Consider the following 23,598-nt stretch of genomic DNA (forward strand, 5'->3'; position numbering starts at 1 on the left):
ATCGCGTGCAAGACCATGAAATCCTCGCGTTGACCGCTCGGGACATCGCCTCGGCCATCCGTTCGCGTGCGCTTACGGTACGGGCCGTCACAGAAGCCTATCTGAAGCAAATCGAGAAGACCGACGGGCCGGTGATGGCCTGGCAGCATCTCGATGCCGATCGGGCGCTTGCCTCTGCCGACGCCATGGACCGGCAGGGCGTGACGGGTCCCCTTGCCGGCGTGCCGATCGGCGTGAAGGATGTGATCGACACCGCCGACATGCCGACAGGCTATGGCACCTCCATCTATGATGGCTTTCGGCCACCGTGGGATGCTGCCTGCGTGCAGAACGCCAGGAATGCCGGCGGGCTGATCCTCGGTAAGACCGTCAGCACCGAACTCGCGATGGCGAGCCCCAACAAGACCCGCAATCCGCACAATCCGGACCATACCCCCGGCGGTTCCTCGTCGGGCTCCTGCGCCGCGGTCGCCGCCGGCATGGTGCCGGTCGCCTTTGGTACACAGACATCCGGCTCGGTGATCCGCCCCTCCAGCTTCTGCGGCGTGACGGCGTTCAAACCGAGCTTTGGGCTCATCAATACGGTCGGCATCAAGGTGCTCTGCCACGGGTTGGACACGCTCGGCATCATCACGCGCAACATTGGCGACGCTGCCCATTGCGCCGCCGCCCTCAGCGGTCGGATCGACCTTGAAAACCCGACACCGCCAGCGCGCCCGCGCATCGGGATCCTGACCGGAACCCGTCTCGACAAGGCCGAAAGCTGCTCGATCGAGGCGGTCGAACGCCTTGCCGCCATGGCGGAAGCCGCGGGTGCGGAAACGACCCTCATCCCGGCACCCGCCTGGTACGACGGCATCTTTGATCTGCACGAGGCCGTCATGGGCTGGGAAGTGACCCACTCGCTGGCGTCCGAAATCGCCCGCAACTGGGACGGCCTTACCCCCGTTACGCGGACCATGCTGGAAGACCAGGGACGCATCGACGAGATCCGCTATCGCTCGGCCATGACCGAAATCCCGGGTATCCGCCATCTGATGGATGCGATCCTGTCGCGTTTCGATGCCGTGCTGACGCTCGCGGCCCCGGGCGAGGCGCCGAAGGGCATGGCGACGGGCGATCCGATCTTCAACCGGCTCTGGAGCGTGCTTCAGGTGCCCCTGGTCTGCCTGCCGGTGATGAAGGGTCCGCAGGGCCTGCCCGTCGGCGTCCAGTTGGTCGGCGCCCGCGGTTCGGACCATCGCCTGGTCTCCGCCGCGCAATTCCTGGAAACCGCCATTTCTGCCAAAGGAGGCATCCAATGACCCAGTTTCCCACGGATCCGTTGGTAGACGACTTTCGTTCGGCCATGCGGCAGCTCGCGGCAACGGTCAACATCATCACGGCAGGCGAGGGGGCGACCCGCCGCGGGCTCACCGCGACCGCGGTCTGCTCGATGTCGATGACGCCGCCGTCGATGCTGGTCTGCGTCAACCGTTTCGGCGAGGCACACAAGGCCATCACCGCGGCAGGAAGTTTCTGCGTCAACATTCTCGCTGACGATCAGCGGGAGATCGCCATGCGCTTCGCCGGCCAGGTCGGCGAGATGGGCGAGGACAAGTTCGCCCCTTATGGCTGGACGACTCTGGCGACCGGCGCTCCGGCCCTCGATGGCGCGATGGCCAATCTCGACTGCGAGATTGCCTCGGTTTCGGAAACGTCGAGCCACTCCATTTTCATCGGCAATGTGAAGGCCATCCGCTTCGGGCCGGAAACCTCGCCACTGCTTCACTACAATCGCAACTTTTTCTCGCTGGCCAATCAGACCGCACTCTGAACGGTTAGCGAAATCGGGAACCGGCTCTTCGACCACAAGACAAAAAGCAGAGAGCGCCCTCGATCCGGCCCGACCGGATCCGCGCCTGGTCGCAGCCACATATTCAACGGGCAATGGCCCAACGGAGGTACGACATCATGGCAATCAGTGACGCGCAGTTCTTGAAGGGCTGGAGACAGGTGCTCGAAATGTGCAACCTGAAACAGGGTGAGCAGGTCACCATCCTGACCGGCGACGACAGCAACAAGCAGATCGCCTACATCGCCAAGCTCGCCGCATCGGATCTGGGGGCTGTGGTCACGGAACTGAATCTCGCGCCGATGAATGGCGAAAAGGCACTGTCGCCGGACAAGTCCGGCTATGTCGGCAAGACGCCACTCGAAGGCAACAGCGCCGCGCTTGCCTGCCTCCAGGCTTCCGACCTGGTGATCGACACCCTGCAGCTCCTGTTTTCCAAGGAGCAGGAAGAGGTGCTGAAGGGCGGCACCCGCATGCTGCTGGCGGTCGAGCCGCCGGAAATCATGATGCGCCAGATCCCGCGCCCGCAAGACAAGGCCCGTGTTCTCGCGGCCGCCCGCAAGATCGGCGCGGCAAAGGAGATGCATGTGACCTCGAAGGCGGGGACGGATTTCCGCTGCCGCCTGGGCCAGTATCCGGTGCTCACCCAGTACGGCCTCGCCGACGAGCCCGGCCGCTGGGACCACTGGCCGAGCTGCTTCTCGGCCCGCTGGCCCGACGAAGGCAGCGCCGAGGGCACGATCGTGATCGACGAGGGCGACATCCTCCTGCCGTTCAAGAAATATGCGCGCGCGCCGATCACCGTGACGATCGAGAAGGGCTACATCGTCGACATCAAGGGCGGCTATGATGCTGAATTCATGCGCAAGTTCATGGACAGCTTCAACGATCCGCGCGCTTATGCGATGGCGCATGTCGGCTGGGGCCTCGAAAACCGCGCGAACTGGACTGTGCTCGGTCTCTACAATCCCGAAGCCCAGCTCGGCATGGACGCCCGCTCCTTCGCCGGCAACTTCCTCTGGTCGTCTGGCCCGAACACCGAGGCCGGTGGTGATCGCGACACGCCGTGCCATCTCGACATCCCGCTCCGCAACTGCTCGGTATCGCTCGACGGCGAAGTCATGACTCTCGATGGCGTGGTCATCCCTGAAGATCAGAAATAAGCCATGGCACATTATGACATGGTCATCATCGGCGCCGGCTCAGCCGGCGCCCTTCTCGCGGCGCGCCTGAGCGAGGATCCCGCGCGGCAGGTTCTGCTGATCGAAGCCGGCGGCGAGCCGACCGATCCCGATATCGCCAAGCCTGCCATGTGGCCGGCGATCCAGCATCGCAGCTACGACTGGGACTACCGCACGCTTCCCCAGAAGGGCACGGCGGGGCGCAGCCACGCCTGGGCACGCGGCAAGGCGCTCGGTGGATCGAGCCTCCTGCACGCCATGGGCTACATGCGCGGTCATCCCGCCGACTTCGCCGTGTGGGCGGAAGCGACGGGCGACGAGCGCTGGAGCTGGGATGGCCTGCTTCCGGCTTTCCTCGCCATCGAGGACCATTCGCTCGGCGGCGACGGTATCCACGGCAAGGGCGGGCCGATGCCTGTCTGGATCCCTGACGATGAGGTGAGCCCCCTGGCGCAGGCCTATATGCGGGCGGGCGAAGCCTTGGGCCTTTCACGCATTCCGGGCCACAACACCGGCAAGATGGTCGGCGTCACGCCCAATTCCCTGATGATCAGGGACGGCAAGCGCGTCACCGTGTCGGAGGCCTGGCTCACGCCGGCAGTGCGCGCACGGCCGAACCTGACGATCATGACGGAGACGCTCGTCCGCAAGCTCGTTCTCGACGGGCCGAAGATCTCGGGCCTCGAAGTCGTCGGACCGAACGGCAGCACCGACGTCAGCGCCGACACGATCGTCCTCTCTGCCGGTTCGCTGGAGAGCCCGGCGCTGCTGATGCGTTCCGGGATCGGCCCCGAAGACGTCCTGAAACAGGCCGGCGTCGCCTGCCGCATCAAGTCACCGGAACTTGGTCGTAACCTGATGGACCACCTGCTCGGGGCGGGTAATCTCTATGCCGCCCGGAAAGACGTGCCCCCGTCGCGTCTGCAGCATTCCGAAAGCATGGCCTATATGCGTGCCGGCGATTTCGGCGCCGACGGCCAGCCTGAAATCGTGGTCGGCTGCGGCGTCGCTCCTATCGTCTCGGAGAGCTTCGCGGCCCCTGCGCCGGGGACGGCCTATTCCTTCCTGTTCGGCGTGACGCATCCCACAAGCCGGGGAGAGCTGCGCATCTCCGGACCGGAGATGACCGATCCGTTGCAGATCGACCCTTGCTACCTGCAAACCGAGCACGACCGCCGCATGTTCCGCGCGGCACTTGCTGCGGCGCGCGAGATCGGACACCGACCGGAGCTCGACGAATGGCGCAGCCACGAGCTTCTGCCCGGGCCGCTCGACACGGAAGAGGAAATCGATACCTTCATCGCCAAGGCGGCGATCACGCATCACCATCCCTCCGGCACCTGCCGCATGGGCAAGGATGATGCCGCAGTCGTCGATTCCAGCCTGCGCCTGCGAGGTCTGGACAACCTTTATGTCGTTGACGGTTCCGTGTTGCCGGGTTTGACGGCGGGGCCGATCCACGCAGCCATCCAGGCGATCGCCGAGACCTTTGCGCGACAGATCGAAGGGGCGTGAACGAAGCCTCATCGCCTGTTTCACGGTCGGGAGATCCTGTTTGACAATGAGCACCGGTCGGGCGCCGTGAAGGGAAGGTGTCCGACCGGACCACTATTTCGCCCGTGCCATCATTCTGAGCACAATTTCGCGGAAACGTCTCCGAAGAGAGACAAACCTTCGCCGACAGGTCGCGGCGAAACTGCAAATATCCGGCATCTGTACTTTCCCGGAGATTTGCCATGACCTTGCGTATTAATCAGACCGCCCCCGATTTCACCGCCGACACGACGCAGGGGCCGATCAGTTTTCATGACTGGATCGGCGACAGCTGGGCTGTTCTTTTCTCCCATCCGAAGAATTTCACGCCCGTCTGCACCACGGAGCTCGGCGCCATGGCCGGGCTTGACGACGAGTTCCGCAAGCGGGGCGTCAAGGTCATCGGCATCTCCGTCGATCCGGTCGAAAGCCATGTGAAGTGGAAGCAGGACATCCGCGTTGCCACCGGCTTCGACGTGGAATATCCGCTGATCGGTGACAAGGATCTCAAGGTCGCCAAGCTCTATGATATGCTGCCGGACGATGCCGGCGAAAGCTCGGAGGGTCGTACCCCGGCCGACAACGCGACCGTGCGCTCGGTCTACGTCATCGGCCCGGACAAGAAGATCAAGCTGATCCTGACCTATCCGATGACCACCGGACGCAATTTCGAGGAGATCCTGCGCACAATCGACTCCATCCAGCTGACGGCCCGCCACCAGGTGGCCACGCCCGCCAACTGGAAGCAGGGCGAGGATGTCATCATCACCGCTGCCGTGTCGAACGAGGATGCGCTGAAGCGCTTCGGCTCCTACGAGACCGTGCTGCCCTACCTTCGCAAGACGCGTCAGCCGCAGGCCTGATCGTCACGTTTCAGGCGGTAGCCGCCGGATTGGGCACGGCCCGCTCCTTCGGGAGGCGGGCCGTCTTTCGTTTTGCGGTTTGGTTGTCCGGAGAGAGGCCCCGACTCAGAAGAACAGGAAATAGATGCCGCAGGCGACGATCCCCGCGCCGAGTGCCTGAACCAGCCTGCCGTTCCAGATGCGGCCGAGCCCGTAGCCGACCGCGATGCCGAGAATGTGGATCGCTCCGGTCGACACGACGAAGCCGACGGTGAAGGCGGCGGGATCTGCGGCGCGCAATGTCAGCTGGCCGTGTGGGTATCCATGGAAAATGGCAAAGAAGGCAACGATCACCAGCGCGGCCCATTCCGGCGCCACCCAGCGTGCGGCAATCACGCCGCCGAGCACGACCAGCGAAATCGCGATCGCCAACCGGATGGTCTCGTCCGGCATCAGTCCAAGCATGCCGGCGACGCCGCCGATGCACATGATGAGCGGGAAGGTGGCCGGCAGCGACCAGACGGATCGCCCGCCCATCTGTGCCCCCCAGAGGCCGACTGCCAGCATCGCGAGGAAATGGTCGAAGCCGGCGAGAGGGTGCCCGAAACCGCTGCCGAAACCGCCCATCGGTCCGCCGATCGTATGGGCGAGTGCCGCCGACGGCAGTGTGGATGCGAGGCAGAAGCCGAGCAAGGCGAAAAGGAACTTCGGCCGACGGGGACGCGACAGGCAAATCGACGTCGCCGGACGGCGGCGGAAAAAGCTCGATCGGTCTGGCATGGCGTTTCTCCGGTCATTTTCGCGGGGCGTCAGCCGCAGCCGCATCTGCTACACCGAACCGTCTACAAGCAACCACGATTCGGGTATAGATCGGACGATCTTGGCCATTCGACGCTTCTCCATCAAACGGAGTCTGGAAACCATGCGCTTTTTGAGGCTTTCGCCGGCTCGCCTGCTTTCGGCAATGGCCGCGGCGCTGATGCTCGCTCTCGACCCCGGTATCGCCGAGGCCCATGTCCTGCAGGGACAGTCAGGTGGTTTCCTCCATGGCTTCGAACATCCGCTCTCCGGGCCAGACCATCTTCTCGCGATGTTCTGCGTCGGCCTCTGGGGGGCCCAGATGGGTGGGCGCTCCGTCTGGTCGCTGCCGATCGCCTTCCCACTGATCATGGTGCTCGGAGGCATCATCGGCATTGCGGGCGTTCCGCTGCCGGCGGTCGAAAGCGGGATCGCCCTTTCAATCGTGGCGCTCGGCGCTGCGATCGCGGTCGTCTGGCGCCCGCCGGAGTGGTTGGCCGTGCTGGTCATCGGCATCTTCGCGGTCTTTCACGGCTATGCCCACGGCGCGGAACTGCCGGCCGCGGCTGACCCCGCCGACTATGCGATCGGCTTCGTTGTGGCGACCGGGCTCGTCCACCTTGTCGGTATCGCCGTCGGTCTCGCCTTCCAACGTTTCCGGGGTGGCGAACTTTCCCGTGCGCTGGGTGGCCTGATCGGCCTCGGCGGCCTCTACTTCCTCGTCGCCTGAGGGCGTCGTGCCGCGTTCTGTACCTTTCCTGACGTCGCGCCGGGGCCCAATCGGGCTCGCCCTGACCGGCCTGCTGGCGCTTGCCGTCAGCTTCCTTGTCTCCGGTAGCGGCTGGGCCGATTTTCCTCCGGCAACGGTGATCACGGCAGAACGCCTGCTGCCTCTGATCGGTCTCGGCATGCTTCTAGGGGAGTTGCCGCGTCGCGCGGCCGCCCTCTCCGTCACGCTGCTTCTCGCCGGTGCAATCCTCGGGGTCACCTTCAGGGAGCGCGCCTTCGAGTTGATGGCGCCGGTTCCGGGGGCGGCGGCCCACATGTTCCTGACCGGCCCGCTCGCCTGCATCCTGATCGGCGTGCCGCTCGTCCTGCCGCAGGGGCTTCGTCCCTGGCTCGCCGTGCCGCTCTGCGCCGTCGCCGGTGCCGTGCTGGCGATCGCCACCGTGCTTGCAGACCCGACATTGCACGCCTTGAGCTATCTGCCGGCGACGTTTGCGGCGCAAGTCTGGCTCGTCGCTGCCCTTGCGGCCATCTTTGCCGCGTTTGACCGGCCCTGGCTCTCCGTTGCCACGCGGATCTTTGCGAGCTGGCTCGTCGCGATCGGCCTTCTCTATGGCGGCGCCCATTTGGCGGCGCGACGGATTGCGTTCGAACCGCCGCCCTTCCCGACGCTTCCGCTCGAGGACGATGAGGCTGGTTTCTCGCCGATTCTCGAACAGCTCGACGAGACCGGAGGTGCACGATGACCCGTCGAGTGTCGATACGCCTTGCCTTTGGCGGCGGCCTCGTCTGGCTTGCCTCGGCCCTTGCCGCGGTGGCCCATCCGGACATCGCCGTCACCGCCCGCCTGCTCTTCGATTTCAGGCAGCAGAGGCTCGTTTCCTTCGCCGAGCGCTTTGCCTTCGACGCTGCCTACAGTGCACGGCTGACGGCGCGTTTCGACACCGATGCCGACAGTTCCTTCGATGCCGGCGAGACGGAGGCACTGCGGCAGCGACTGACCGCAGATCTTAAATCGGTCGGCTTCTTCACCGAGCTTTCTCAAGGCGGCAGGTCCGTGTCGCTGCCGGCGCCCACCGCATTCCATGCGGTCATTTCGGCCGGTATCGTCATCGTGACCTTCGGCTTCCCTGTCGAGCAAGGCCTTGACCCGGAACCTGGCCGGGATCTGTCGGTGATGCTGCGCGACCGCGACTATACGGCAGCTTTCAAGCTTGCCTCCGAGCGACCCGTCGTGATCCGCGGCGCGGACGGCCGTTGCGCTGCCCGCATCGAGGAGCGGCCGGACGAGGCATATTTCGGCAGGCTGGTCGTGCCGCAGGCGGTCGTTCTCTCCTGCCGCTGATCAGACGAAGATCTGCCGGTATTCGTCCGCCAGTTCCTGTAGAAACTGGACGACGGTGCGCACGCGGACCAGTTCCCGGGCGCTTTCGTGGTAGGTGGTCCAGTAGGCCCGGCGGATGGTGACCTCCGGCAGGATGCGCACCAGGTCCGGATGCTTGCGGGCGATGTAGTCGTGCAGGATGCCGATGCCGGCGCCCGCGGCGACCGCCTCCGTCTGGCCGATCGCCGACGAGATCTCGAAGGAGCTCTCCCAGCCGCGCATCACCTCACCGGTATAGGATAGCGAGGCCGAGTAGACGAGATCCTCGACATGGCCGATCAGCGTATGGGCTCGAAGGCCCTCGACGTCTTCCGGCACGCCTGCTTCCGCCAGATAGGCCTTCGAGCCATAGAGCCCGAGCGTATAGTCGGTGAGCTTCGAGGAGATGAGGCGCCCCTGTTCCGGCCGCTCGATGGTGATCGCGATGTCGGCCTCGCGTTGGGAGAGCGAAAAGGCGCGCGGCACGGGCACCAGTTGGATCTTGAGTGCGGGGTAACGCCGCGTCAGCGTCCCGAGATGCGAGGCCAGGAAGGCGACGCCGAAACCGTCCGGCGCGCCGATCCGGACCGTGCCGGCGATCGCGCTGTCGACCCGGCCGATGTCGGACTGGGCGGCCAGCATTTCCGTTTCCATGCGCTCCGCCGCCCGGCTGAACACCTCGCCCTCGGGGGTCAGTTCGCAGCCATTGGTCCGACGGATCAGCAAACGGGTCTTGAGCGATTCCTCAAGCGCGGTGATGCGGCGCGACAGCGTGGCATGGTTGATGCCGAGCCGCCGGGAGGCGGCAAGGATCTGGCCCGAGCGGGCGACCGCGAGAAACATGCGCACGTCATCCCAGTTCATGGGCGGCTCTCCTGAGCTAGTCGATTGGTGCCTGGATTACCCCCTCTGTCACGAGTTGATAGAGGGGGGTGAACGGCTTGCACTCCGGCCTACGCATCTTGCGGCTTCCTTTCAAGGGAACTTCAATTTTTGCACAACGGATGCGTAGAACATCCTGTTGCGTTGTGCAAATCAAGGCGCATACTCGAAGGCAGTCAAAAAGACCCTTGAGGAGGCACATCCATGCGTGAAATCGGCCATTTCATCGGCGGCAAGCACGTCGCCGGCACGAGCGGACGCTCGAGCAACGTCTTCAACCCGGCAACCGGCGAAGTCCAGGCGACCGTGGCGCTCGCGAGCGACGCCGAACTCGACGCTGCCGTGCAGAACGCCAAGGCGGCTCAGCCGGGCTGGGCCAACACCAACCCGCAGCGCCGCGCCCGCGTCTTCATGAAGTTCGTTCAGCTGCTGAACGACAACATGGGCGAGCTGGCCGAAATGCTCTCCAGGGAGCACGGCAAGACGATCGAGGACGCCAAGGGTGACATCATCCGCGGCCTCGAAGTCTGCGAATTCGTCATCGGCATTCCGCACCTCTCGAAGAGCGAGTTCACCGAAGGCGCCGGCCCGGGCATCGACATGTACTCGATCCGCCAGCCGGTCGGTATTGGCGCCGGCATCACCCCGTTCAACTTCCCGGGCATGATCCCGATGTGGATGTTCGCGCCGGCGATCGCCTGCGGCAACGCCTTCATCCTGAAGCCCTCCGAGCGCGATCCGTCCCTGCCGATCCGTCTTGCCGAACTGATGATCGAAGCCGGTCTTCCGGCCGGTGTTCTGAACGTCGTCAACGGTGACAAGGGCGCGGTCGACGCGATCCTCAACCATCCGGACATCGGTGCCGTGTCCTTCGTCGGCTCGACCCCGATCGCCCGCTACGTCTATGCCGGCGCAACCGCGAACGGCAAGCGCGCCCAGTGCTTCGGCGGCGCCAAGAACCACATGATCATCATGCCGGACGCCGACCTCGACCAGGCCGCAAACGCCCTGATCGGCGCAGGCTACGGTTCGGCCGGCGAGCGCTGCATGGCGATCTCGGTTGCCGTACCGGTCGGTGAGGAAACCGCCAACAAGCTGATCGAGAAGCTCGTCCCCATGGTCGAGAAGCTCCGCATCGGCCCGTACAATGACGAGAAGGCCGATTTCGGTCCGGTCGTCACCAAGGAAGCCCAGACCCGCATCCTCGGCCTGATTGATCGCGGCGTCGAGGAAGGCGCGAAGCTCGTCGTCGACGGCCGCGGCTTCAAGCTGCAGGGTTATGAAAACGGCTACTTCGTCGGCGGCTGCCTGTTCGACAACGTCACCCCGGACATGGACATCTACAAGACCGAGATCTTCGGTCCGGTTCTGTCGGTCGTTCGCGCCTCCAACTACGAGGAAGCGCTGTCCCTGCCGATGAAGCACGAATACGGCAATGGCGTCTCGATCTACACCCGTGATGGCGATGCCGCCCGCGACTTCACCAGCCGCATCAACATCGGCATGGTCGGCGTCAACGTTCCGATCCCGGTTCCGCTCGCCTACCACTCGTTCGGCGGCTGGAAGGCATCGTCCTTCGGCGACCTTAACCAGCACGGCACCGACTCGATCAAGTTCTGGACCCGCACCAAGACCGTGACCTCGCGTTGGCCGTCGGGCATCAAGGATGGCGCCGAGTTCTCCATCCCGACGATGAAGTGACGTCCGTCACCGGTTGAGCCGATCTTCCTTTAGGCGGATCGGAAATACTTGGAAAGATTTGAAAACGGGCTCCGAAAGGGGCCCGTTTTTCGTTCGATCAACTTGCGGCGGGCAGAAAGCCGTGGCACCTCTGTCGATGCCGCACTGGTCGGGGGACAAGGTGGCGATCGATCATTGAGAGGGCAGGGGACATGGTGGAAGCAACGACTGCAGGCAACGTTACGAGAGGCGAGTTTCGCGGACGCGCCGGCGAATATTTCGGCATCTGGATCGTCAACATTCTGCTGACCATCGTCACGCTTGGGATCTATTCGGCCTGGGCGAAGGTGCGGCGCAATCGCTATTTCTATGGCAACACCTTCGTCGACAATCACTCCTTCGATTATCATGCGCGCGGCATGCAGATCTTCATCGGTCGCGCGATCGTGTTCGGATTCTTCATCGCGATCCAGATCGTCAGCGCCTTCTTTCCGCTGGTCGGCATCATCGTGCCCTTCGTCGTGCTGCTGGCGCTCCCGTGGCTCCTCTCTCGCGGACTGCGTTTTGCCGCGCGCGTGACGAGCTATCGCAACATCCGTTTCGACTTCAAGGGAACCGCCTGGGGTGCGTTCAAGTCGGTCATTCTCGGCGGTCTTGCCGCTGTCGTCAGCTTCGGCATCCTCGCGCCGCTCGCCAGCCGTTGGCTCTATCGCTACATCTTCAACAACCTGCGTTATGGAGACCGCTCCTTTTCGACTGATCCGCAGCTTGGGAAGCTTTATCGGGTCTGGGTTTTGCCGATGATCGTGACGATTATCGGCGCGGCAGTGGCCGTGGGCATCGGGGCGATGCTCTACATGGCGGCCAGCGCCGCGGAAGCCTATTCCGACGCGGAAGATGCCCCCGTCCAGATCATTGCCATGGTCTACGGCACCCTGATCCCATTGCTGCTGATCTACAGTATCGCTGCCGTGCTCTACCGGATCGGCGTGCGCAACGTCGTGATGAATGCGGCTCTGCTCGATGGCCGCCATAGGTTGTTCAGCGACATGTCGCGCTTCCGCTATCTCTGGATCATGGTTTCCAACCTCGTGGTCTCGGTTCTGACCTTCGGTCTGATGCGTCCCTGGGCCGCCATCCGCGAACGGCGCTACATGGTCGAGCATTCGGGCATTATATTTGACGGCGACATCGGCGAGGTCATGGCCTCGATCGAGGAGACGGGCTCGGCCGTGACGGCGGAGTATCTCGATATGGAAGGTTTCGATTTTGGCTTCTGACGCTGAAGAGATCGCACGCGGGCACTGGCATCCGCCACGCTCCAGCCGGGCCTTGCCGGCGCGGCTCGTCGCCCACGGCAAGACCCTGGTCGTGCGGCTCGACGGCGTGGCCGGAGATCCGGTTGCCGTCAACGATGCGTCGTCGGTGACGATCTCGGCACGGGTCGGTCAGGTGCCGAGGCGCATCGGCTTCGTCGACGGATCGCTTTTCGAGACGCCGGACAACGATGCCGTGGATCGCTGGCTCGCCGCTCGCCGGCTCAATCGCGGCGGCTTCGTCCACGAACTGGAGCGTTTCCATCCGCGTCTTGTTGCCTTGGTTCTGGTCGTCTTCCTGCTTGCGGGGGCAACCTATCGCTACGCCTTGCCGGCTCTGGTCGAGGTTGCCGTCTGGATCACGCCGCCGGCCGTCACGGAGGCCATGGCTGCTGGAACGCTTGCATCTCTTGACCAGACGATGCTGTCGAAAAGCGAATTGCCGGATGGCAGGCAGACGGAGATCCGCGACAAGTTCGAGGCGATTGCGGCCCATTCCGCGCGCGGCGCGGACGGCTACAATCTCAACTTCCGCAAGGGCGGCTATGTCGGCCCGAACGCCTTTGCCTTGCCGGACGGCAGTCTTGTGCTGACCGACGAACTGGTGGAACTCGCAAAGGGGGATACCGAGATGATCCTCGGTGTTCTGGCCCACGAGATCGGACATGTCGAGCGGGACCATTCGCTGCGGCAGTTCTACCGGGCGGCGGGCACGGCCGGCCTCATCATGCTGATCGCCGGTGATGTCGGCAGTGCCGGCGAGGACATCCTGACCAATGGCGCGGCCCTGCTGACGCTCTCCTATTCCCGCTCCGCCGAGAGCGAGGCCGACCGCATCTCTGTCGACCTGATGGCCAAGGCCGGTCACGATCCCGCCGCCATCGGTCGCTTCTTCGAGATCATCGAGAAGGAACTCGGCGATCACGGCGAGACCTCGATATTCTCAACCCATCCCGGAACGCCGGACCGCCGTCGCCAGATCGACGAATGGGCGGGGGAGGCGAAAAAGCAAGAGGGCGGCCAGTAGCCGCCCTCTCCAGAACTCCTGTGTCGGACGCCGAAGCGATTACTGCGTCGGACCTTCGTTGAGGCCGACCTTGTCGACCAGTTCGGAGGCTGCCTTGCGGTTCGCCGCGATATCGGTGAGCGGCAGCGTATCGGGCTTGATCGGGCCGAACGAGGCCACGACATCGGAGACCTTGGCGCCCGGCATGACCGGATATTCAAAAACCTGCTCGGCATAGATCTCCTGCGCCTTGCCGGACGCGAGGAATTCCATGAACTTGACGGCGTTGTCCTTGTTCGGCGCGTATTTTGCGAGCGCCATGCCGGAGATGTTCACATGCGTGCCGCGGTCGGCCGCATTGGGGAACAGGATCTTCGTCGCTGCCGCCCATTCCTTCTCTTCCGGATCCTTTTCGTTGGTGACCATCAGACCGACATAATAGGTATTGCCGAGCGCGATGTCGCATTCGCCGGCCATGATGGCCTTGGCCTGGCTGCGGTCGTTGCCGTCCGGCTTGCGCGCGAGGTTTTCCTTCACGCCCGAGAGCCATTTCTCAGTGTATTCCGCGCCGTGATGGGCAATCATCGAGGCGAACAGGCCGATGTTGTAGGAGTGCTGGCCGTCACGCATGCACAGGCGGCCCTTCCACTTCGGATCGGCCAGTTCCTCATAGGTGATGGCGGTTTCAGTTACGCGTTCCTTCGAGGCATAGACGACGCGGCCGCGCGTCGTGAGGCCGAACCACTCGCCTGCCGGGTCCCGATATTGCGCGGGGATGTCCTTGTTGATGATGTCGCTGGAAAGCGGCTGCGTCACGCCGCCGTCCTTCGCCTCGACCAGGCGGCCGATATCGACCGTCAGGATCACGTCGGCAGGGGAATTCGCACCCTCGGCGGCGATGCGTTCGACGAGGCCCTTGTCGAGGAAGAGCACGTTGGCCTCGATGCCGGTCTCCTTGGTGAATTCGTCGACCAGCGGCTGGATCAGCTCCGGCTGACGGTAGGAGTAGATGTTGACCTCTCCGTCGGCCAGGGCCGCACCTGCCGTCGCGACGAACGCGACCGAGCCGAGCAGCATGTTGCGCAAGATGTTTGCCGGTACCATGGCGTATCCTTCCCTCAATACCTACATTTGTTGAGCCTGATATTCATGAATTGACCATGGCTGTCAATCTCGCCAGATTTCGGGTCACGGACACGTGATTTGTGAACTTGAGTATTTTGGAATTGTTCAAAACTAAGAAAGCCGCTATATAACGGTCGATACGAGGCAAGGAGTCGGGCATGCGGTTGACAAAGCAGACGAATTACGCGGTGCGCATGCTCATGTACTGTGCGGCGAACAAGGATCACCTGAGCCGCATCCCGGAAATCGCCAAGGCTTACGGCGTTTCCGAGCTTTTCCTGTTCAAGATCCTGCAGCCGCTGAACAAGGCTGGCCTGGTGGAAACCGTGCGGGGTCGCAATGGCGGTGTGCGCCTCGGCCGCCCCGCCGACAAGATCACGCTGTTTGATGTGGTTCGGGTCACCGAAGACAGCTTCGCCATGGCGGAATGCTTCGAGGACGACGGTGACGTCGACTGTCCGTTGATCGACAGCTGCGGCCTGAACTCCGCGCTGCGCAAGGCGCTCAACGCCTTCTTCAATGTCTTGACCGAATACACGATCGACGATCTCGTGAAGGCGCGCCCGCAGATCAACTTCCTGCTCGGCATCGACGAGTTCGGCGGCAAGCCGGGTATCCGGGTTCCGAGCGCCTCGGCACCGGCCGCCTGATCAGGCCATTCTCTTTCGATAGACCCGCTGCGCGCTCGCCAGCGGGTTTTTTCGTGTCCGCCCATGCCGGGAAAGGTTGGAAAAATCCCTTTTGTCGGTCTTCGGCCCCTTGAGCATCACTCGGCTCCGAAATACGTTTACGTAAACGGAAGCTTCACTCGAAGCTTCGTGCGAGGTCGCCAGGATGCGGCCGCGGGGCTGGCTTTGGGAGGGGCGCCTTGCATGTTCGACTATTTGATTGCCGGCGGTGGCTCGGCCGGTTCCGTTCTTGCCGCACGGCTCAGCGAAGACAAGGATCTGAAGGTCTGCCTGATCGAGGCCGGTGGGCTCGGCCGCGATCTTCTGTTGCGCGTGCCGTCCGGCGCCGCGGCGATCGTGCCGGGCCGACTGCGTTCCGCCAACTGGTGTTTCGAGACCGAACCCCAGCCGGGGCTTAACGGCCGGCGCGCCTATCAGCCACGAGGCAGGGGACTTGGTGGTTCGAGCCTGATCAACGCCATGCTCTACGTTCGCGGCCATGCTTCCGACTATGACGACTGGGCGGCGAGTGGCTGTGACGGCTGGTCCTTCGCCGACATGCTTCCCCACTTCCTGAAGTCCGAGGACAATGAACGGGGCGCCTCCGCTCTCCACGGCGCAGGCGGACCGCTGCAGGTCAGCGAGGCGGATTGGGCCCGTCCGATCAACCAGGCCTTCATCGAGGCGGGTGTGGCGCGCGGCTTTCCCCGCAACGACGATTTCAACGGTGCGGATCAGGAGGGCCTCGGTCTCTACCAGGCCACCCAGTTCTGGCGAGGGCCGAAGAAAGGGGAACGCTGTTCGGCGTCCGCCGCCTATCTGCATGACCATCTCGATCGTCCGAACCTGACGATCGTCACCGGCGCCAGGGCAAGCCGCATCCTCGTCGAGAACGGAAGGGCGGTCGGTGTCGCCTACCGCGTCGGTCGCCGCGAGGAGATTGCAAGGGCTGCCCGCGAAGTCGTCGTGTCCGGCGGCGCCCTTCAATCGCCCCAGCTTCTGATGCTGTCCGGCATCGGGCCGGCCGACCATCTGCGCAGCCATGGCGTTCCGGTCGTTGCGGACAGTCCCGATGTCGGCGCCAATCTCCAGGATCATCTCGACTACACGAGCGTCTACCGTTCCGACGACACCAACATGATCGGGCTCGGTTATGTGGGCCTGCGCGACATGGCCCTGGCCGCCAACGAATGGCGCCATGAGGGTACCGGCCCCCTGCGCTCGACCTTTGCCGAATCCGGTGCCTTCCTGAAGACCGATCCGGCGCTCGACCGTCCCGACATCCAGCTGCATTTTGTCGTCGCCATGGTCGATGACCACGCGCGGCGCATGCACCTCGGCTACGGCTATTCCTGCCATGTCTGCCTGCTGCGCCCGCATTCGCGCGGTCGTGTCTCGCTGAAGAGCGCCGATCCGCTTGCCGCGCCGTCGATCGATCCGGCCTATCTCTCAGACGGGCGCGATCTCGACGGCATGGTGGCCGGCACCCGGATCATGCGCGACATCATGGAAGCCGGTCCGCTCGCCCGCTACCGCAAAAGCGAGCTCTATCCGGCCGGCCGCAGCGACGCGGAGCTTGCCGCCGCGATCCGTGCACGTGCCGAAACCATCTATCACCCCGCCGGAACCTGCCGCATGGGAGCGGACGACGCGTCGGTCGTCGATCCGCAATTGCGGGTTCGCGGCGTCGACGGGCTTCGAGTGGTCGATGCCTCGGTGATGCCGACGCTCATCGGCGGCAACACCAACGCGCCGGTGATCGCGATGGCCGAGAAGCTCGCAGCCTCGATGCTCGCGGTCTGAACGCAGGCCACGGGCGCCGGTGGATGGCCTGATCCGGCGGGTTGGAATTCGCCGGGCCGCTGGCTAATGTCCCGGCAGACCGCATGTTGCCGCATCAGGGAGTGCATGATCTTGCCGCAGACCTTGTCCAACCGACCGACCGCGATCATCGTCATGGGAGTCAGTGGTTGCGGAAAGACGTCTGTCGGTGCCGCTCTTGCCGACCGCCTCGGCCTTTCCTTCGTCGAGGGCGACGTGCTGCATCCGCCGGCCAATGTCGAGAAGATGGCCAAGGGAACGCCGCTCACCGACGCCGACCGCTGGCCATGGCTCGACATCATCGGCGTCGAGATGGCCTCGTCTCTGGCGCGCGGGGAAGGGATCGTCGTGTCCTGCTCGGCGCTGAAGAAGGTCTATCGCGAACGCCTTCGCGCTGCGACCGGCGGCAATCTCCGCTTCGTCTATCTTTCCGGGTCCCGCGACCTGCTCACCGAACGCATGGGTGCCCGCACCGGCCATTTCATGCCGCTCTCCCTGCTCGACAGCCAGCTTCACACGCTCGAAGTGCCGACCGGCGAGCCGGGCGTAGTGACGGTCGACATCGACCAGAACGTGGAGGGCATTGTCGGGGATGCGATGAAGGGGCTGCGGTGAGGGGCAATGCGCAAAGGCGCGAAAAGTCTCGTCGACAATGTGCTGGCGGGCTGCAGGACACGGAAGCCTGGCTTCCCTCGCTTCCCCCTCACCAACAAAATCTACGACTTAGCTGCGCTAAGATCGTGATTTTGTAACCTCTCCCACAAGGGGAGAGGCGGAGCGTCGTGCAAGGTGGCAGGTCTCCTCTCCCCTTGTGGGAGAGGACAGAAAATCGCGATCTTGGCCGAAGGGCTCAAGTCGCAGATTTTCTTGGTGAGGGGGCTATCCCAAGGTGGGGCTCAACCCAAAGCTCGCCCTAGACCCGCCCGTCCATCGTCAGAAGCGGCGTGTAAAGTTCCGGCCGCCGATCGCGGAACAGGCCCCAGGCGGAGCGCTGCCTGGCCATGCCGTCGAGATCGAACGTCGCTGTCAGCACGGCTTCACTCGTCCGGTCGGCTTCGGCCACCTTCTCGCCGGTCGGGCTGGCGATGAAGGACGAGCCGTAGAAGGTCAGTTCCGTGCCCTTGCGGCCGGGCTCAGTGCCGATCCGGTTGGAGGCGATCACCGGAACCACGTTGGCGGCGGCATGGCCCTGCATCACGCGCTGCCAGTGGGCGGCGCTGTCGATGGTCGGGTCCTGCGGTTCGGAGCCGATCGCGGTCGGATAGAACAGCAGTTCGGCGCCCTGAAGGGCCATGGCGCGAGCCGCTTCCGGAAACCACTGGTCCCAGCATATGCCGACGCCGATCTTCGCGTATCGGGTCTCCCAGACCCTGAAACCGGTGTCGCCGGGCGAGAAATAGTATTTCTCCGTATAGCCCGGCCCGTCCGGGATATGGCTCTTGCGATAGAGGCCGAGCACCGTGCCGTCGGCATCGACGATTGCGATGCTGTTGAAATAGGTCTGGCCGGCCTTTTCGAAGAAGCTGATCGGCAGCACGACGCTAAGCTCTGCCGCCAGTTTGGAAAAATGCCTGATCAGCGGATTGCCGTCGAAGGGCTTGGCGAGATCGAAGAACTCGGCGATCTGGTCCTGACAGAAATAGGGCGCCTCGAAGAGTTCCTGGATCAGCACGATCTGGGCGCCCTTCGCGGCGGCCTCGCGGACGAGCTTTTCGGCCCTGGCGATGTTGCCCTGAAGGTCCCAGCTGCAGGCCATCTGGGTGGCGGCGACGGTGACGGTTGCCATCGTTGTGATCTCCTTAGATGCCGAGCTTGTCGCGCATGCCGTACCACCATGCACCGAGCACGGTCAGCGGCACGCGGAAGGTCTTGCCGCCCGGGAAGGGCAGGGCGGTCAGTGACGACCACACGTCGTAGCGGCTGGAATGGCCGGCAACCGCCTCGCCGAGGATCTTGCCCAGCAGGTGCGTGGTGGTGACGCCGTGACCGCTGTCGCCATGCGAGAAGTAGACGTTGTCGGCGAGCTTGCCCATGTGCGGGATGCGTGTCAGTGTCAGCGCGAAATTGCCGCTCCAGGCGAACTCGATCTTCGTATTGGCGAGCTGCGGAAAGGTCTTCAGCATGTTCGGGCGGATGACGCCGGTAAGGTTCGCCGGGTCCTGGCCGCCATAGCCGATGCCGCCGCCGTAGAGCAGCCGGTTGTCGGCCGTGCGGCGGTAGTAGTCGAGCACGTAATTGGCATCCTCGACGCAGTAGTTGGCCGGCAGCAGTTCTTCGATCAGCTTGGCATCGAGCGGTTCGGTCGCCATCACCTGGCTCGAGACGGGCATCATCTTGTCGGTGATCTTCGGCAGCATGGTGCCGAGATAGGCATTGCCGCAGACCAGCACATACTTCGCCGTGACGCGGCCCTTGGCGGTGCGCACCACCGGATTGGCGCCGAAGTCGACGCCGGTGACGCGGCTGTTTTCGAAGATGCGGCCGCCGAGGCTTTCGACCGCTGCCGCCTCGCCAAGCACGAGATTGAGCGGGTGGATGTGGCCCCCGAGCCTGTCGATCATGCCGCCGACATAGCGGTCGGACTTCACATATGTCCCGACCTCGGCCTTGGAGACCATTTCGAGGCCGGTGTGGCCATGCTTTTCCCAATGGGCCTTCACATGCGCCATCTCGCGCACCTGCTTGTCGGTGAAGGCGGCGAAGAACCCGCCGTCGACGAGATCGCATTTGATGTCGTACTTCGCCACGCGCTCACGGATGATCTTGCCACCTTCCAGCGACATCTCCCCGAGACGGGTCGCCTTGTCGGGGCCATAGCGGCGGGCGATGGTTTCGAGATCGCGGCTGTAGCCGTTGACGATCTGGCCGCCATTGCGCCCCGACGCGCCGAAACCGACGCGCTCGCCTTCGAGCACGATGACGGAATAGCCGTTTTCGGCGAGCTGCAGGGCGGCCGAGATACCGGTGAAGCCGGCGCCGATCACGCAGATGTCGGCGCTCAGATCACCTTCGAGGCTCGGGCGAACCGTCTTGTCGTTGGCGGAGGCGGCGTACCAGGACGGTGCATGGCCCGGATTGGTGGCTGACGTGTTCATCGTTGCGTTCCTCTCACGCGGTCCGGATATAGGCGTCGTATTCGACGTCGGTCACCCGAAGCGCGAATTCGGCCAGTTCCTGATGTTTGCAGGCCGCGTAGAGCCCGCGATACTGTGGGCCGAGCGCCGCATAGGCAAAGCTCGACTTGGCGAAACGCTGCAGCGCGTAATCCCAGTTGGTCGGCAGCGGCTCGTGGCTGATGGCGTGATCGTCGCCGGAGATCGCGCCACCCGGTGACGTCTTCTCCTTCATGCCGGCGAGTGCCGCCGACAGGATCATGGCAATGACCAGATAGGGATTGGTGTCAGCGCCGGCGACGCGGTGCTCGATGCGGGTCGCCGGCTTCGAGGCGGTGATGACGCGCACGGCCGCCGAGCGGTTGTCGAAGCCCCAGGACGCATAGGTCGGTGCGTGTTCTGAAGGTGTCAGCCGCCGGTAGGAGTTCTGGTGCGGCGCGAAGATCGCCATGCTCTCGCCCATGGCTTCGAGCAGGCCGCCGACAGAATGCATCAGCCGCTCCGACGGGCCGTCATCGCCGACATAGATGTTCTTTCCATCCTCGTCCAGGACCGAGAAATGCACATGCATGCCGCTGCCGGCCTGGGTGCCGTAGGGCTTGGCCATGAAGGTGGCGTCGAGGTCGTTGCAGCGGGCCACGCCCTTGACAATGCGCTTCAGGAGCACCGCATAGTCGGCGGCGGCCAGCGCGTCCGGCACGTGGTTGAGGTTGATCTCGTACTGGCCGGGACCGTTCTCGCGCAGCGTCGTGTCGGCCGGCACGTTCTGCGCGCGGGCGGCCGCCGAAATGCCGTGGAAGACCTCTTCGAAATCCTGGAGTTCGGAGATCGACAGCACCTGGGTCTGGCCGGTGTGCCAGCGTCCGTCACGGGTATTCGGCGGACGGACCGGATCGAGCGCGGACCGTACCGGATCGATCAGGTAGAATTCGAGTTCGGTCGCCACGACCGGCGTCAGCTTCAGCTTCTTGTAGCGCTCGAGCACGTTGGCGAGCACCTGGCGCGGATCGGCATAGAAGCCTGTGCCGTCCGGATTGCGCATCTCGAGCAGCACCTGGGCGGTCGGACGCGACAGCCACGTCACCCGTGACAGCGTTCCCGGAACCGGGAAGCAGATGCCGTCCGGGTCGCCGGTGCCTTCCGCGAGGCCCGCGGCATTGACGTCGCGGCCCCACACGTCGAGAGCGTAGACCGAGCGCGGGATCGCCATGCCCTTGGTCAGGACGTCGAGCGCCCGCTCGCGCGGGATCCACTTGCCGCGGGGAACGCCGTTCACGTCGATCACGAAGGCTTCAAGCACTTCGATGTCGGGATTTTCGGCAAAAAAGTTTCGTGCGTAACTATCGATATCCATGAGGCACCATGAAAGGAAAAGGGCAAACGTCTATTTGATCCGGGTGCGTGAAAACACGCGCGCAAAGATGCACCGCTAACGGTGACCGGACTTCGCGTTATAGATCAGAAAACGTGCCATGTTCCTTGCCAGTGCCTGCGTAACCCCTCGACCGGTGGCGCCTCTTGTGCGCCGGTTCTTGTCCGGTCCGTCGTCTGCAGAAAACGACTTTTTGGTCGATCGACCGAAAACGACCATAGCACCGATTTTCCGGCATTTCCAGCCTGCACCGCGCACGAAGCGCAGGCAAGGGGATTTGCGAGCCACCATCGGCGGCAGGCGCCTGCAGAAACTCGAAGGGCCTTTCGCCTCCGGACACGTGTTGGGAGAGGCGAAAGGCCCTAATGGTGAGCCGTCTTCGAAATCTGTCGACCTTAAGGCTTGAACCGCTCCGGGCGATAGGCAGACATGTCGAGGAAGGGTCTTTCACCCGTCATCGCTTCGGCGATCAGTCGGCCGGTGACGGGGCCGAGCGTCAGGCCGTGATGGGCGTGACCGAAGGCGAGCCACAGGCCCTGGTGGCGCGGGGCCTTGCCGACGATCGGCATCATGTCCGGCGTGCAGGGACGGGCGCCCATCCACGGTTCGGCATCCAGCCGTTCGGCGAGCGGGAAGATGGTGCGGGCGACGCGCTCGGCGCGTTCGACCTGGACCGGCGACTTCGGCGCGTCGCGATGAGCGAACTCGGCGCCGGTGGTCAAACGGATGCCCTTGTTCATCGGCGCGAGGAAATAGCCGCGCTCGTTGTCCATCAGCCAGTTGTTGAGGATCGCATTGCCGGCCGGCGCATAGTGCATGTGGTAGCCGCGCTTGACGCCGAGCAGGAAATTGTAGCCCAGCTTGCGGGTGACTTCTTCCGACCAGGGACCAAGCGAGACGACGACGTCCTTGCCCTCGACCAGGCCTTCATCGGTCTTGACCTGCCAGCCGGCACCGCCGGCGCGCGGGGCGAGCGTGGTGGCGTCGCCGATGACGAAACGGCCGCCCAGGCTTTCGAAATACTTGAGATAAGCCGCCGTCAGCCCGTGCGGATCGAGAACGTTCCACGGGTCGTTCCACTTGAGGCCGCCGATGAAATCGCGGCTGAGATGCGGCTCTTCCTTGGCGAGTTCCGCCTTGTCGAGGCGCGTGTAGCTGATTCCGTATTCACGGGCCAGGCGCTCGGCCTCGGTGAATTCGGAATCGCGCTTGGCATTGCTGCGGAAAGCCTCGACCCAGCCGCTCTTGCGGATCAGGTGTTCGGCGCCTGCCGCTTCGATCAGATCCTTGTGCTCGCTGATCGAGTTTTCGATGAGCGGCGCATAGGCCCGCGCGATAACCTGGTGCCGCGACTTGTTGGAGTTCCACCAGTAGCGCGACAGGAAGGGCACCAGCTTCAGCATGGCACTCATGTGGTAATGCGCGTCGATGCGATTGTTCAATCCGTAGCGCAGGATCAGGCCCAGTTCCTGCGGGAAACCGTAGGGCACGACGCCCTCGCGCTGAATGAGGCCGGCATTGCCGAAGGACGTTTCCTCGCCGGCGCCGCGGCGATCCACCAGCACCACCGACTTTCCACGACGCGCAAGATGGATGGCGGTGGAAACGCCGATAATGCCGGCGCCGAGCACGATGGTATCTGCAGACATGTTCTTAGAAATTCCATTTGAATGATGAAAGAGACGGGAACATGCAATCGCAACTGTTGTTGTGCAAACGAAAAATTGCCGCAATCCGGCATTTTCCGGAGGCCGTTGCAGAAATGCGGACACGGGGCGCCGGCCGGTCGGATTTCGCACCGGCCGATTTGCGCGCGCGACCACGCGACGCACCTGTCAGGCGCGGCAAGGCTTTGCGGGCTGGTGCTCGAATAGACTATCTGATGATAATCCGGGTCTCGACCCGGTGCCGCGGCCCGGTTCGCGGATAGGGCGCGATAGCGTCGGAGGGAGAGTGACGATGCGGATCCTGCTGCTGGCGGGTGGTTGGTTGATGGTCGGTATCGGCATTGTCGGCGTCTTCCTGCCGGTACTGCCGACGACGCCGTTCATGATCCTGGCCGCCGCGCTGTTCGCCCGCTCTTCGCCGCGCTTCGAGCAGTGGCTGATCGACCATCCGCGCTACGGACAGCCACTCATCGACTGGCGCCGCGAACGGGCGATCTCGCGCAAGGCCAAGATCGCCTCGGTGTCGATGATGGCTGTCAGTTTCCTGATCGTCTGGTTCGTCGGTCCGCCGCAGCTCTGGCTGAAGCTCATGGTCGGCGCCATTCTCCTCGCCTGCGCCGCATTCGTCCTGAGCCGGCCCAGGCCGTACGGCTGATCTTTCGACGCCGTCC

22 protein-coding genes are annotated in these 23,598 nt (G+C 63.9%); 15 read left to right on the forward strand and 7 right to left on the reverse strand.

The window, feature by feature from the left end:
* The first annotated feature begins 5 nt into the window (after positions 1-5).
* The 5 genes from ACX93L_RS10215 (at position 6) to ACX93L_RS10235 (ending at position 5,411) form a co-directional block, all read left to right on the forward strand.
* Positions 6-1,304, forward strand: a complete 1,299-nt coding sequence (locus ACX93L_RS10215) for an amidase (RefSeq protein WP_459404737.1) — start codon at positions 6-8, stop codon at positions 1,302-1,304.
* A complete protein-coding gene (locus ACX93L_RS10220) occupies positions 1,301-1,816 on the forward strand; it encodes a flavin reductase family protein (protein ID WP_459404738.1) in 516 nt (171 codons plus the stop codon). The genes ACX93L_RS10215 and ACX93L_RS10220 overlap by 4 nt, the downstream gene beginning before the upstream one ends.
* A gap of 137 nt (positions 1,817-1,953) precedes the next feature.
* Entirely contained in the window at positions 1,954-2,997 is a 1,044-nt protein-coding gene (locus ACX93L_RS10225) for a M29 family metallopeptidase (RefSeq protein WP_169590534.1), read from the forward strand.
* Between the two features lie 3 nt (positions 2,998-3,000).
* Positions 3,001-4,530, forward strand: a complete 1,530-nt coding sequence (locus ACX93L_RS10230) for a GMC family oxidoreductase (protein WP_459404739.1) — start codon at positions 3,001-3,003, stop codon at positions 4,528-4,530.
* 221 nt (positions 4,531-4,751) lie between these two features.
* Positions 4,752-5,411, forward strand: a complete 660-nt coding sequence (locus ACX93L_RS10235; RefSeq protein ID WP_169590531.1) for a peroxiredoxin — start codon at positions 4,752-4,754, stop codon at positions 5,409-5,411.
* A 105-nt stretch (positions 5,412-5,516) separates the two neighbouring features.
* Here ACX93L_RS10235 and ACX93L_RS10240 read toward each other — a convergent pair whose 3' ends face one another.
* Positions 5,517-6,170, reverse strand: coding sequence for a HupE/UreJ family protein (locus ACX93L_RS10240; protein ID WP_459404740.1), 654 nt, complete (start codon positions 6,168-6,170; stop codon positions 5,517-5,519).
* A gap of 142 nt (positions 6,171-6,312) precedes the next feature.
* Here ACX93L_RS10240 and ACX93L_RS10245 point away from each other — a divergent pair, with 142 nt between their 5' ends.
* The 3 genes from ACX93L_RS10245 to ACX93L_RS10255 are packed head-to-tail and all read left to right on the forward strand — an operon-like array spanning position 6,313 to position 8,259.
* Entirely contained in the window at positions 6,313-6,918 is a 606-nt protein-coding gene (locus tag ACX93L_RS10245) for a HupE/UreJ family protein (protein WP_459404741.1), read from the forward strand.
* A gap of 7 nt (positions 6,919-6,925) precedes the next feature.
* Positions 6,926-7,660, forward strand: a complete 735-nt coding sequence (locus tag ACX93L_RS10250; protein ID WP_459404742.1) for a hypothetical protein — start codon at positions 6,926-6,928, stop codon at positions 7,658-7,660.
* The gene (locus ACX93L_RS10255; protein WP_459404743.1) at positions 7,657-8,259 is read left to right on the forward strand and encodes a DUF1007 family protein; all 603 of its coding nucleotides are present in this window, start codon (positions 7,657-7,659) and stop codon (positions 8,257-8,259) included. Before ACX93L_RS10250 ends, ACX93L_RS10255 begins: the two co-directional genes overlap by 4 nt.
* On the opposite strand, the gene ACX93L_RS10260 is transcribed toward ACX93L_RS10255, so the two are convergent.
* A complete protein-coding gene (locus tag ACX93L_RS10260; protein WP_459404744.1) occupies positions 8,260-9,141 on the reverse strand; it encodes a LysR family transcriptional regulator in 882 nt (293 codons plus the stop codon). It lies immediately after the preceding gene.
* 222 nt (positions 9,142-9,363) lie between these two features.
* Between ACX93L_RS10260 and ACX93L_RS10265 the strand changes: the two genes are divergently transcribed.
* The 3 genes from ACX93L_RS10265 to ACX93L_RS10275 all read left to right on the forward strand — a co-directional run bounded on the left by ACX93L_RS10265 (position 9,364) and on the right by ACX93L_RS10275 (position 13,182).
* Positions 9,364-10,860, forward strand: coding sequence for a CoA-acylating methylmalonate-semialdehyde dehydrogenase (locus tag ACX93L_RS10265; protein WP_459404745.1), 1,497 nt, complete (start codon positions 9,364-9,366; stop codon positions 10,858-10,860).
* Positions 10,861-11,051: 191 nt separating this feature from the next.
* Positions 11,052-12,119 (forward strand): YjgN family protein, encoded by a 1,068-nt coding sequence (locus ACX93L_RS10270; RefSeq protein WP_459404746.1) that lies wholly within the window; start codon positions 11,052-11,054, stop codon positions 12,117-12,119.
* Positions 12,109-13,182 carry a M48 family metallopeptidase gene (locus ACX93L_RS10275; protein ID WP_459404747.1) on the forward strand — a complete coding sequence of 358 codons (1,074 nt, stop codon included), beginning with the start codon at positions 12,109-12,111 and terminating at the stop codon, positions 13,180-13,182. Before ACX93L_RS10270 ends, ACX93L_RS10275 begins: the two co-directional genes overlap by 11 nt.
* A 39-nt stretch (positions 13,183-13,221) precedes the next feature.
* On the opposite strand, the gene ACX93L_RS10280 is transcribed toward ACX93L_RS10275, so the two are convergent.
* Entirely contained in the window at positions 13,222-14,238 is a 1,017-nt protein-coding gene (locus ACX93L_RS10280) for a Fe(3+) ABC transporter substrate-binding protein (protein ID WP_459405365.1), read from the reverse strand.
* Positions 14,239-14,444: 206 nt separating this feature from the next.
* Here ACX93L_RS10280 and rirA point away from each other — a divergent pair, with 206 nt between their 5' ends.
* The 3 genes from rirA (at position 14,445) to ACX93L_RS10295 (ending at position 17,390) form a co-directional block, all read left to right on the forward strand.
* Positions 14,445-14,936 (forward strand): iron-responsive transcriptional regulator RirA, encoded by a 492-nt coding sequence (gene rirA / locus ACX93L_RS10285; RefSeq protein WP_169590512.1) that lies wholly within the window; start codon positions 14,445-14,447, stop codon positions 14,934-14,936.
* 222 nt (positions 14,937-15,158) lie between these two features.
* Positions 15,159-16,757 carry a GMC family oxidoreductase gene (locus tag ACX93L_RS10290; RefSeq protein WP_459404748.1) on the forward strand — a complete coding sequence of 533 codons (1,599 nt, stop codon included), beginning with the start codon at positions 15,159-15,161 and terminating at the stop codon, positions 16,755-16,757.
* A gap of 153 nt (positions 16,758-16,910) precedes the next feature.
* Positions 16,911-17,390, forward strand: coding sequence for a gluconokinase (locus ACX93L_RS10295; RefSeq protein WP_459405366.1), 480 nt, complete (start codon positions 16,911-16,913; stop codon positions 17,388-17,390).
* A 298-nt stretch (positions 17,391-17,688) separates the two neighbouring features.
* Here ACX93L_RS10295 and aguB read toward each other — a convergent pair whose 3' ends face one another.
* The 4 genes from aguB to ACX93L_RS10315 form a co-directional block, all read right to left on the reverse strand.
* A complete protein-coding gene (gene aguB, locus ACX93L_RS10300; protein ID WP_459404749.1) occupies positions 17,689-18,561 on the reverse strand; it encodes an N-carbamoylputrescine amidase in 873 nt (290 codons plus the stop codon).
* Between the two features lie 13 nt (positions 18,562-18,574).
* A complete protein-coding gene (locus ACX93L_RS10305; protein WP_459404750.1) occupies positions 18,575-19,870 on the reverse strand; it encodes an NAD(P)/FAD-dependent oxidoreductase in 1,296 nt (431 codons plus the stop codon).
* Positions 19,871-19,883: 13 nt separating this feature from the next.
* Positions 19,884-21,242, reverse strand: coding sequence for a glutamine synthetase family protein (locus tag ACX93L_RS10310; protein WP_459404751.1), 1,359 nt, complete (start codon positions 21,240-21,242; stop codon positions 19,884-19,886).
* Between the two features lie 413 nt (positions 21,243-21,655).
* The gene (locus ACX93L_RS10315; RefSeq protein WP_459404752.1) at positions 21,656-22,909 is read right to left on the reverse strand and encodes an NAD(P)/FAD-dependent oxidoreductase; all 1,254 of its coding nucleotides are present in this window, start codon (positions 22,907-22,909) and stop codon (positions 21,656-21,658) included.
* 310 nt (positions 22,910-23,219) lie between these two features.
* Between ACX93L_RS10315 and ACX93L_RS10320 the strand changes: the two genes are divergently transcribed.
* Complete coding sequence (locus ACX93L_RS10320) at positions 23,220-23,582, forward strand: YbaN family protein (protein WP_459405367.1); 363 nt, start codon at positions 23,220-23,222, stop codon at positions 23,580-23,582.
* Positions 23,583-23,598 lie beyond the last annotated feature (16 nt).

It is taken from the genome of Rhizobium sp. CAU 1783 (genome assembly GCF_054551725.1).

Coding starts and splice junctions, on each gene's coding strand:
- ACX93L_RS10260 (WP_459404744.1), bottom strand. CDS start 9,141: ATGAACTGGGATGACGTGCGCATGTTTCTCGCGGTCGCCCGCTCGGGC.
- ACX93L_RS10230 (WP_459404739.1), top strand. CDS start 3,001: ATGGCACATTATGACATGGTCATCATCGGCGCCGGCTCAGCCGGCGCC.
- aguB (WP_459404749.1), bottom strand. CDS start 18,561: ATGGCAACCGTCACCGTCGCCGCCACCCAGATGGCCTGCAGCTGGGAC.
- ACX93L_RS10305 (WP_459404750.1), bottom strand. CDS start 19,870: ATGAACACGTCAGCCACCAATCCGGGCCATGCACCGTCCTGGTACGCC.
- ACX93L_RS10295 (WP_459405366.1), top strand. CDS start 16,911: ATGGGAGTCAGTGGTTGCGGAAAGACGTCTGTCGGTGCCGCTCTTGCC.
- ACX93L_RS10280 (WP_459405365.1), bottom strand. CDS start 14,238: ATGCTGCTCGGCTCGGTCGCGTTCGTCGCGACGGCAGGTGCGGCCCTG.
- ACX93L_RS10235 (WP_169590531.1), top strand. CDS start 4,752: ATGACCTTGCGTATTAATCAGACCGCCCCCGATTTCACCGCCGACACG.
- ACX93L_RS10255 (WP_459404743.1), top strand. CDS start 7,657: ATGACCCGTCGAGTGTCGATACGCCTTGCCTTTGGCGGCGGCCTCGTC.
- ACX93L_RS10220 (WP_459404738.1), top strand. CDS start 1,301: ATGACCCAGTTTCCCACGGATCCGTTGGTAGACGACTTTCGTTCGGCC.
- ACX93L_RS10245 (WP_459404741.1), top strand. CDS start 6,313: ATGCGCTTTTTGAGGCTTTCGCCGGCTCGCCTGCTTTCGGCAATGGCC.
- ACX93L_RS10225 (WP_169590534.1), top strand. CDS start 1,954: ATGGCAATCAGTGACGCGCAGTTCTTGAAGGGCTGGAGACAGGTGCTC.
- ACX93L_RS10270 (WP_459404746.1), top strand. CDS start 11,052: ATGGTGGAAGCAACGACTGCAGGCAACGTTACGAGAGGCGAGTTTCGC.
- ACX93L_RS10320 (WP_459405367.1), top strand. CDS start 23,220: ATGCGGATCCTGCTGCTGGCGGGTGGTTGGTTGATGGTCGGTATCGGC.
- ACX93L_RS10310 (WP_459404751.1), bottom strand. CDS start 21,242: ATGGATATCGATAGTTACGCACGAAACTTTTTTGCCGAAAATCCCGAC.
- ACX93L_RS10290 (WP_459404748.1), top strand. CDS start 15,159: ATGTTCGACTATTTGATTGCCGGCGGTGGCTCGGCCGGTTCCGTTCTT.
- ACX93L_RS10315 (WP_459404752.1), bottom strand. CDS start 22,909: ATGTCTGCAGATACCATCGTGCTCGGCGCCGGCATTATCGGCGTTTCC.
- ACX93L_RS10265 (WP_459404745.1), top strand. CDS start 9,364: ATGCGTGAAATCGGCCATTTCATCGGCGGCAAGCACGTCGCCGGCACG.
- rirA (WP_169590512.1), top strand. CDS start 14,445: ATGCGGTTGACAAAGCAGACGAATTACGCGGTGCGCATGCTCATGTAC.
- ACX93L_RS10240 (WP_459404740.1), bottom strand. CDS start 6,170: ATGCCAGACCGATCGAGCTTTTTCCGCCGCCGTCCGGCGACGTCGATT.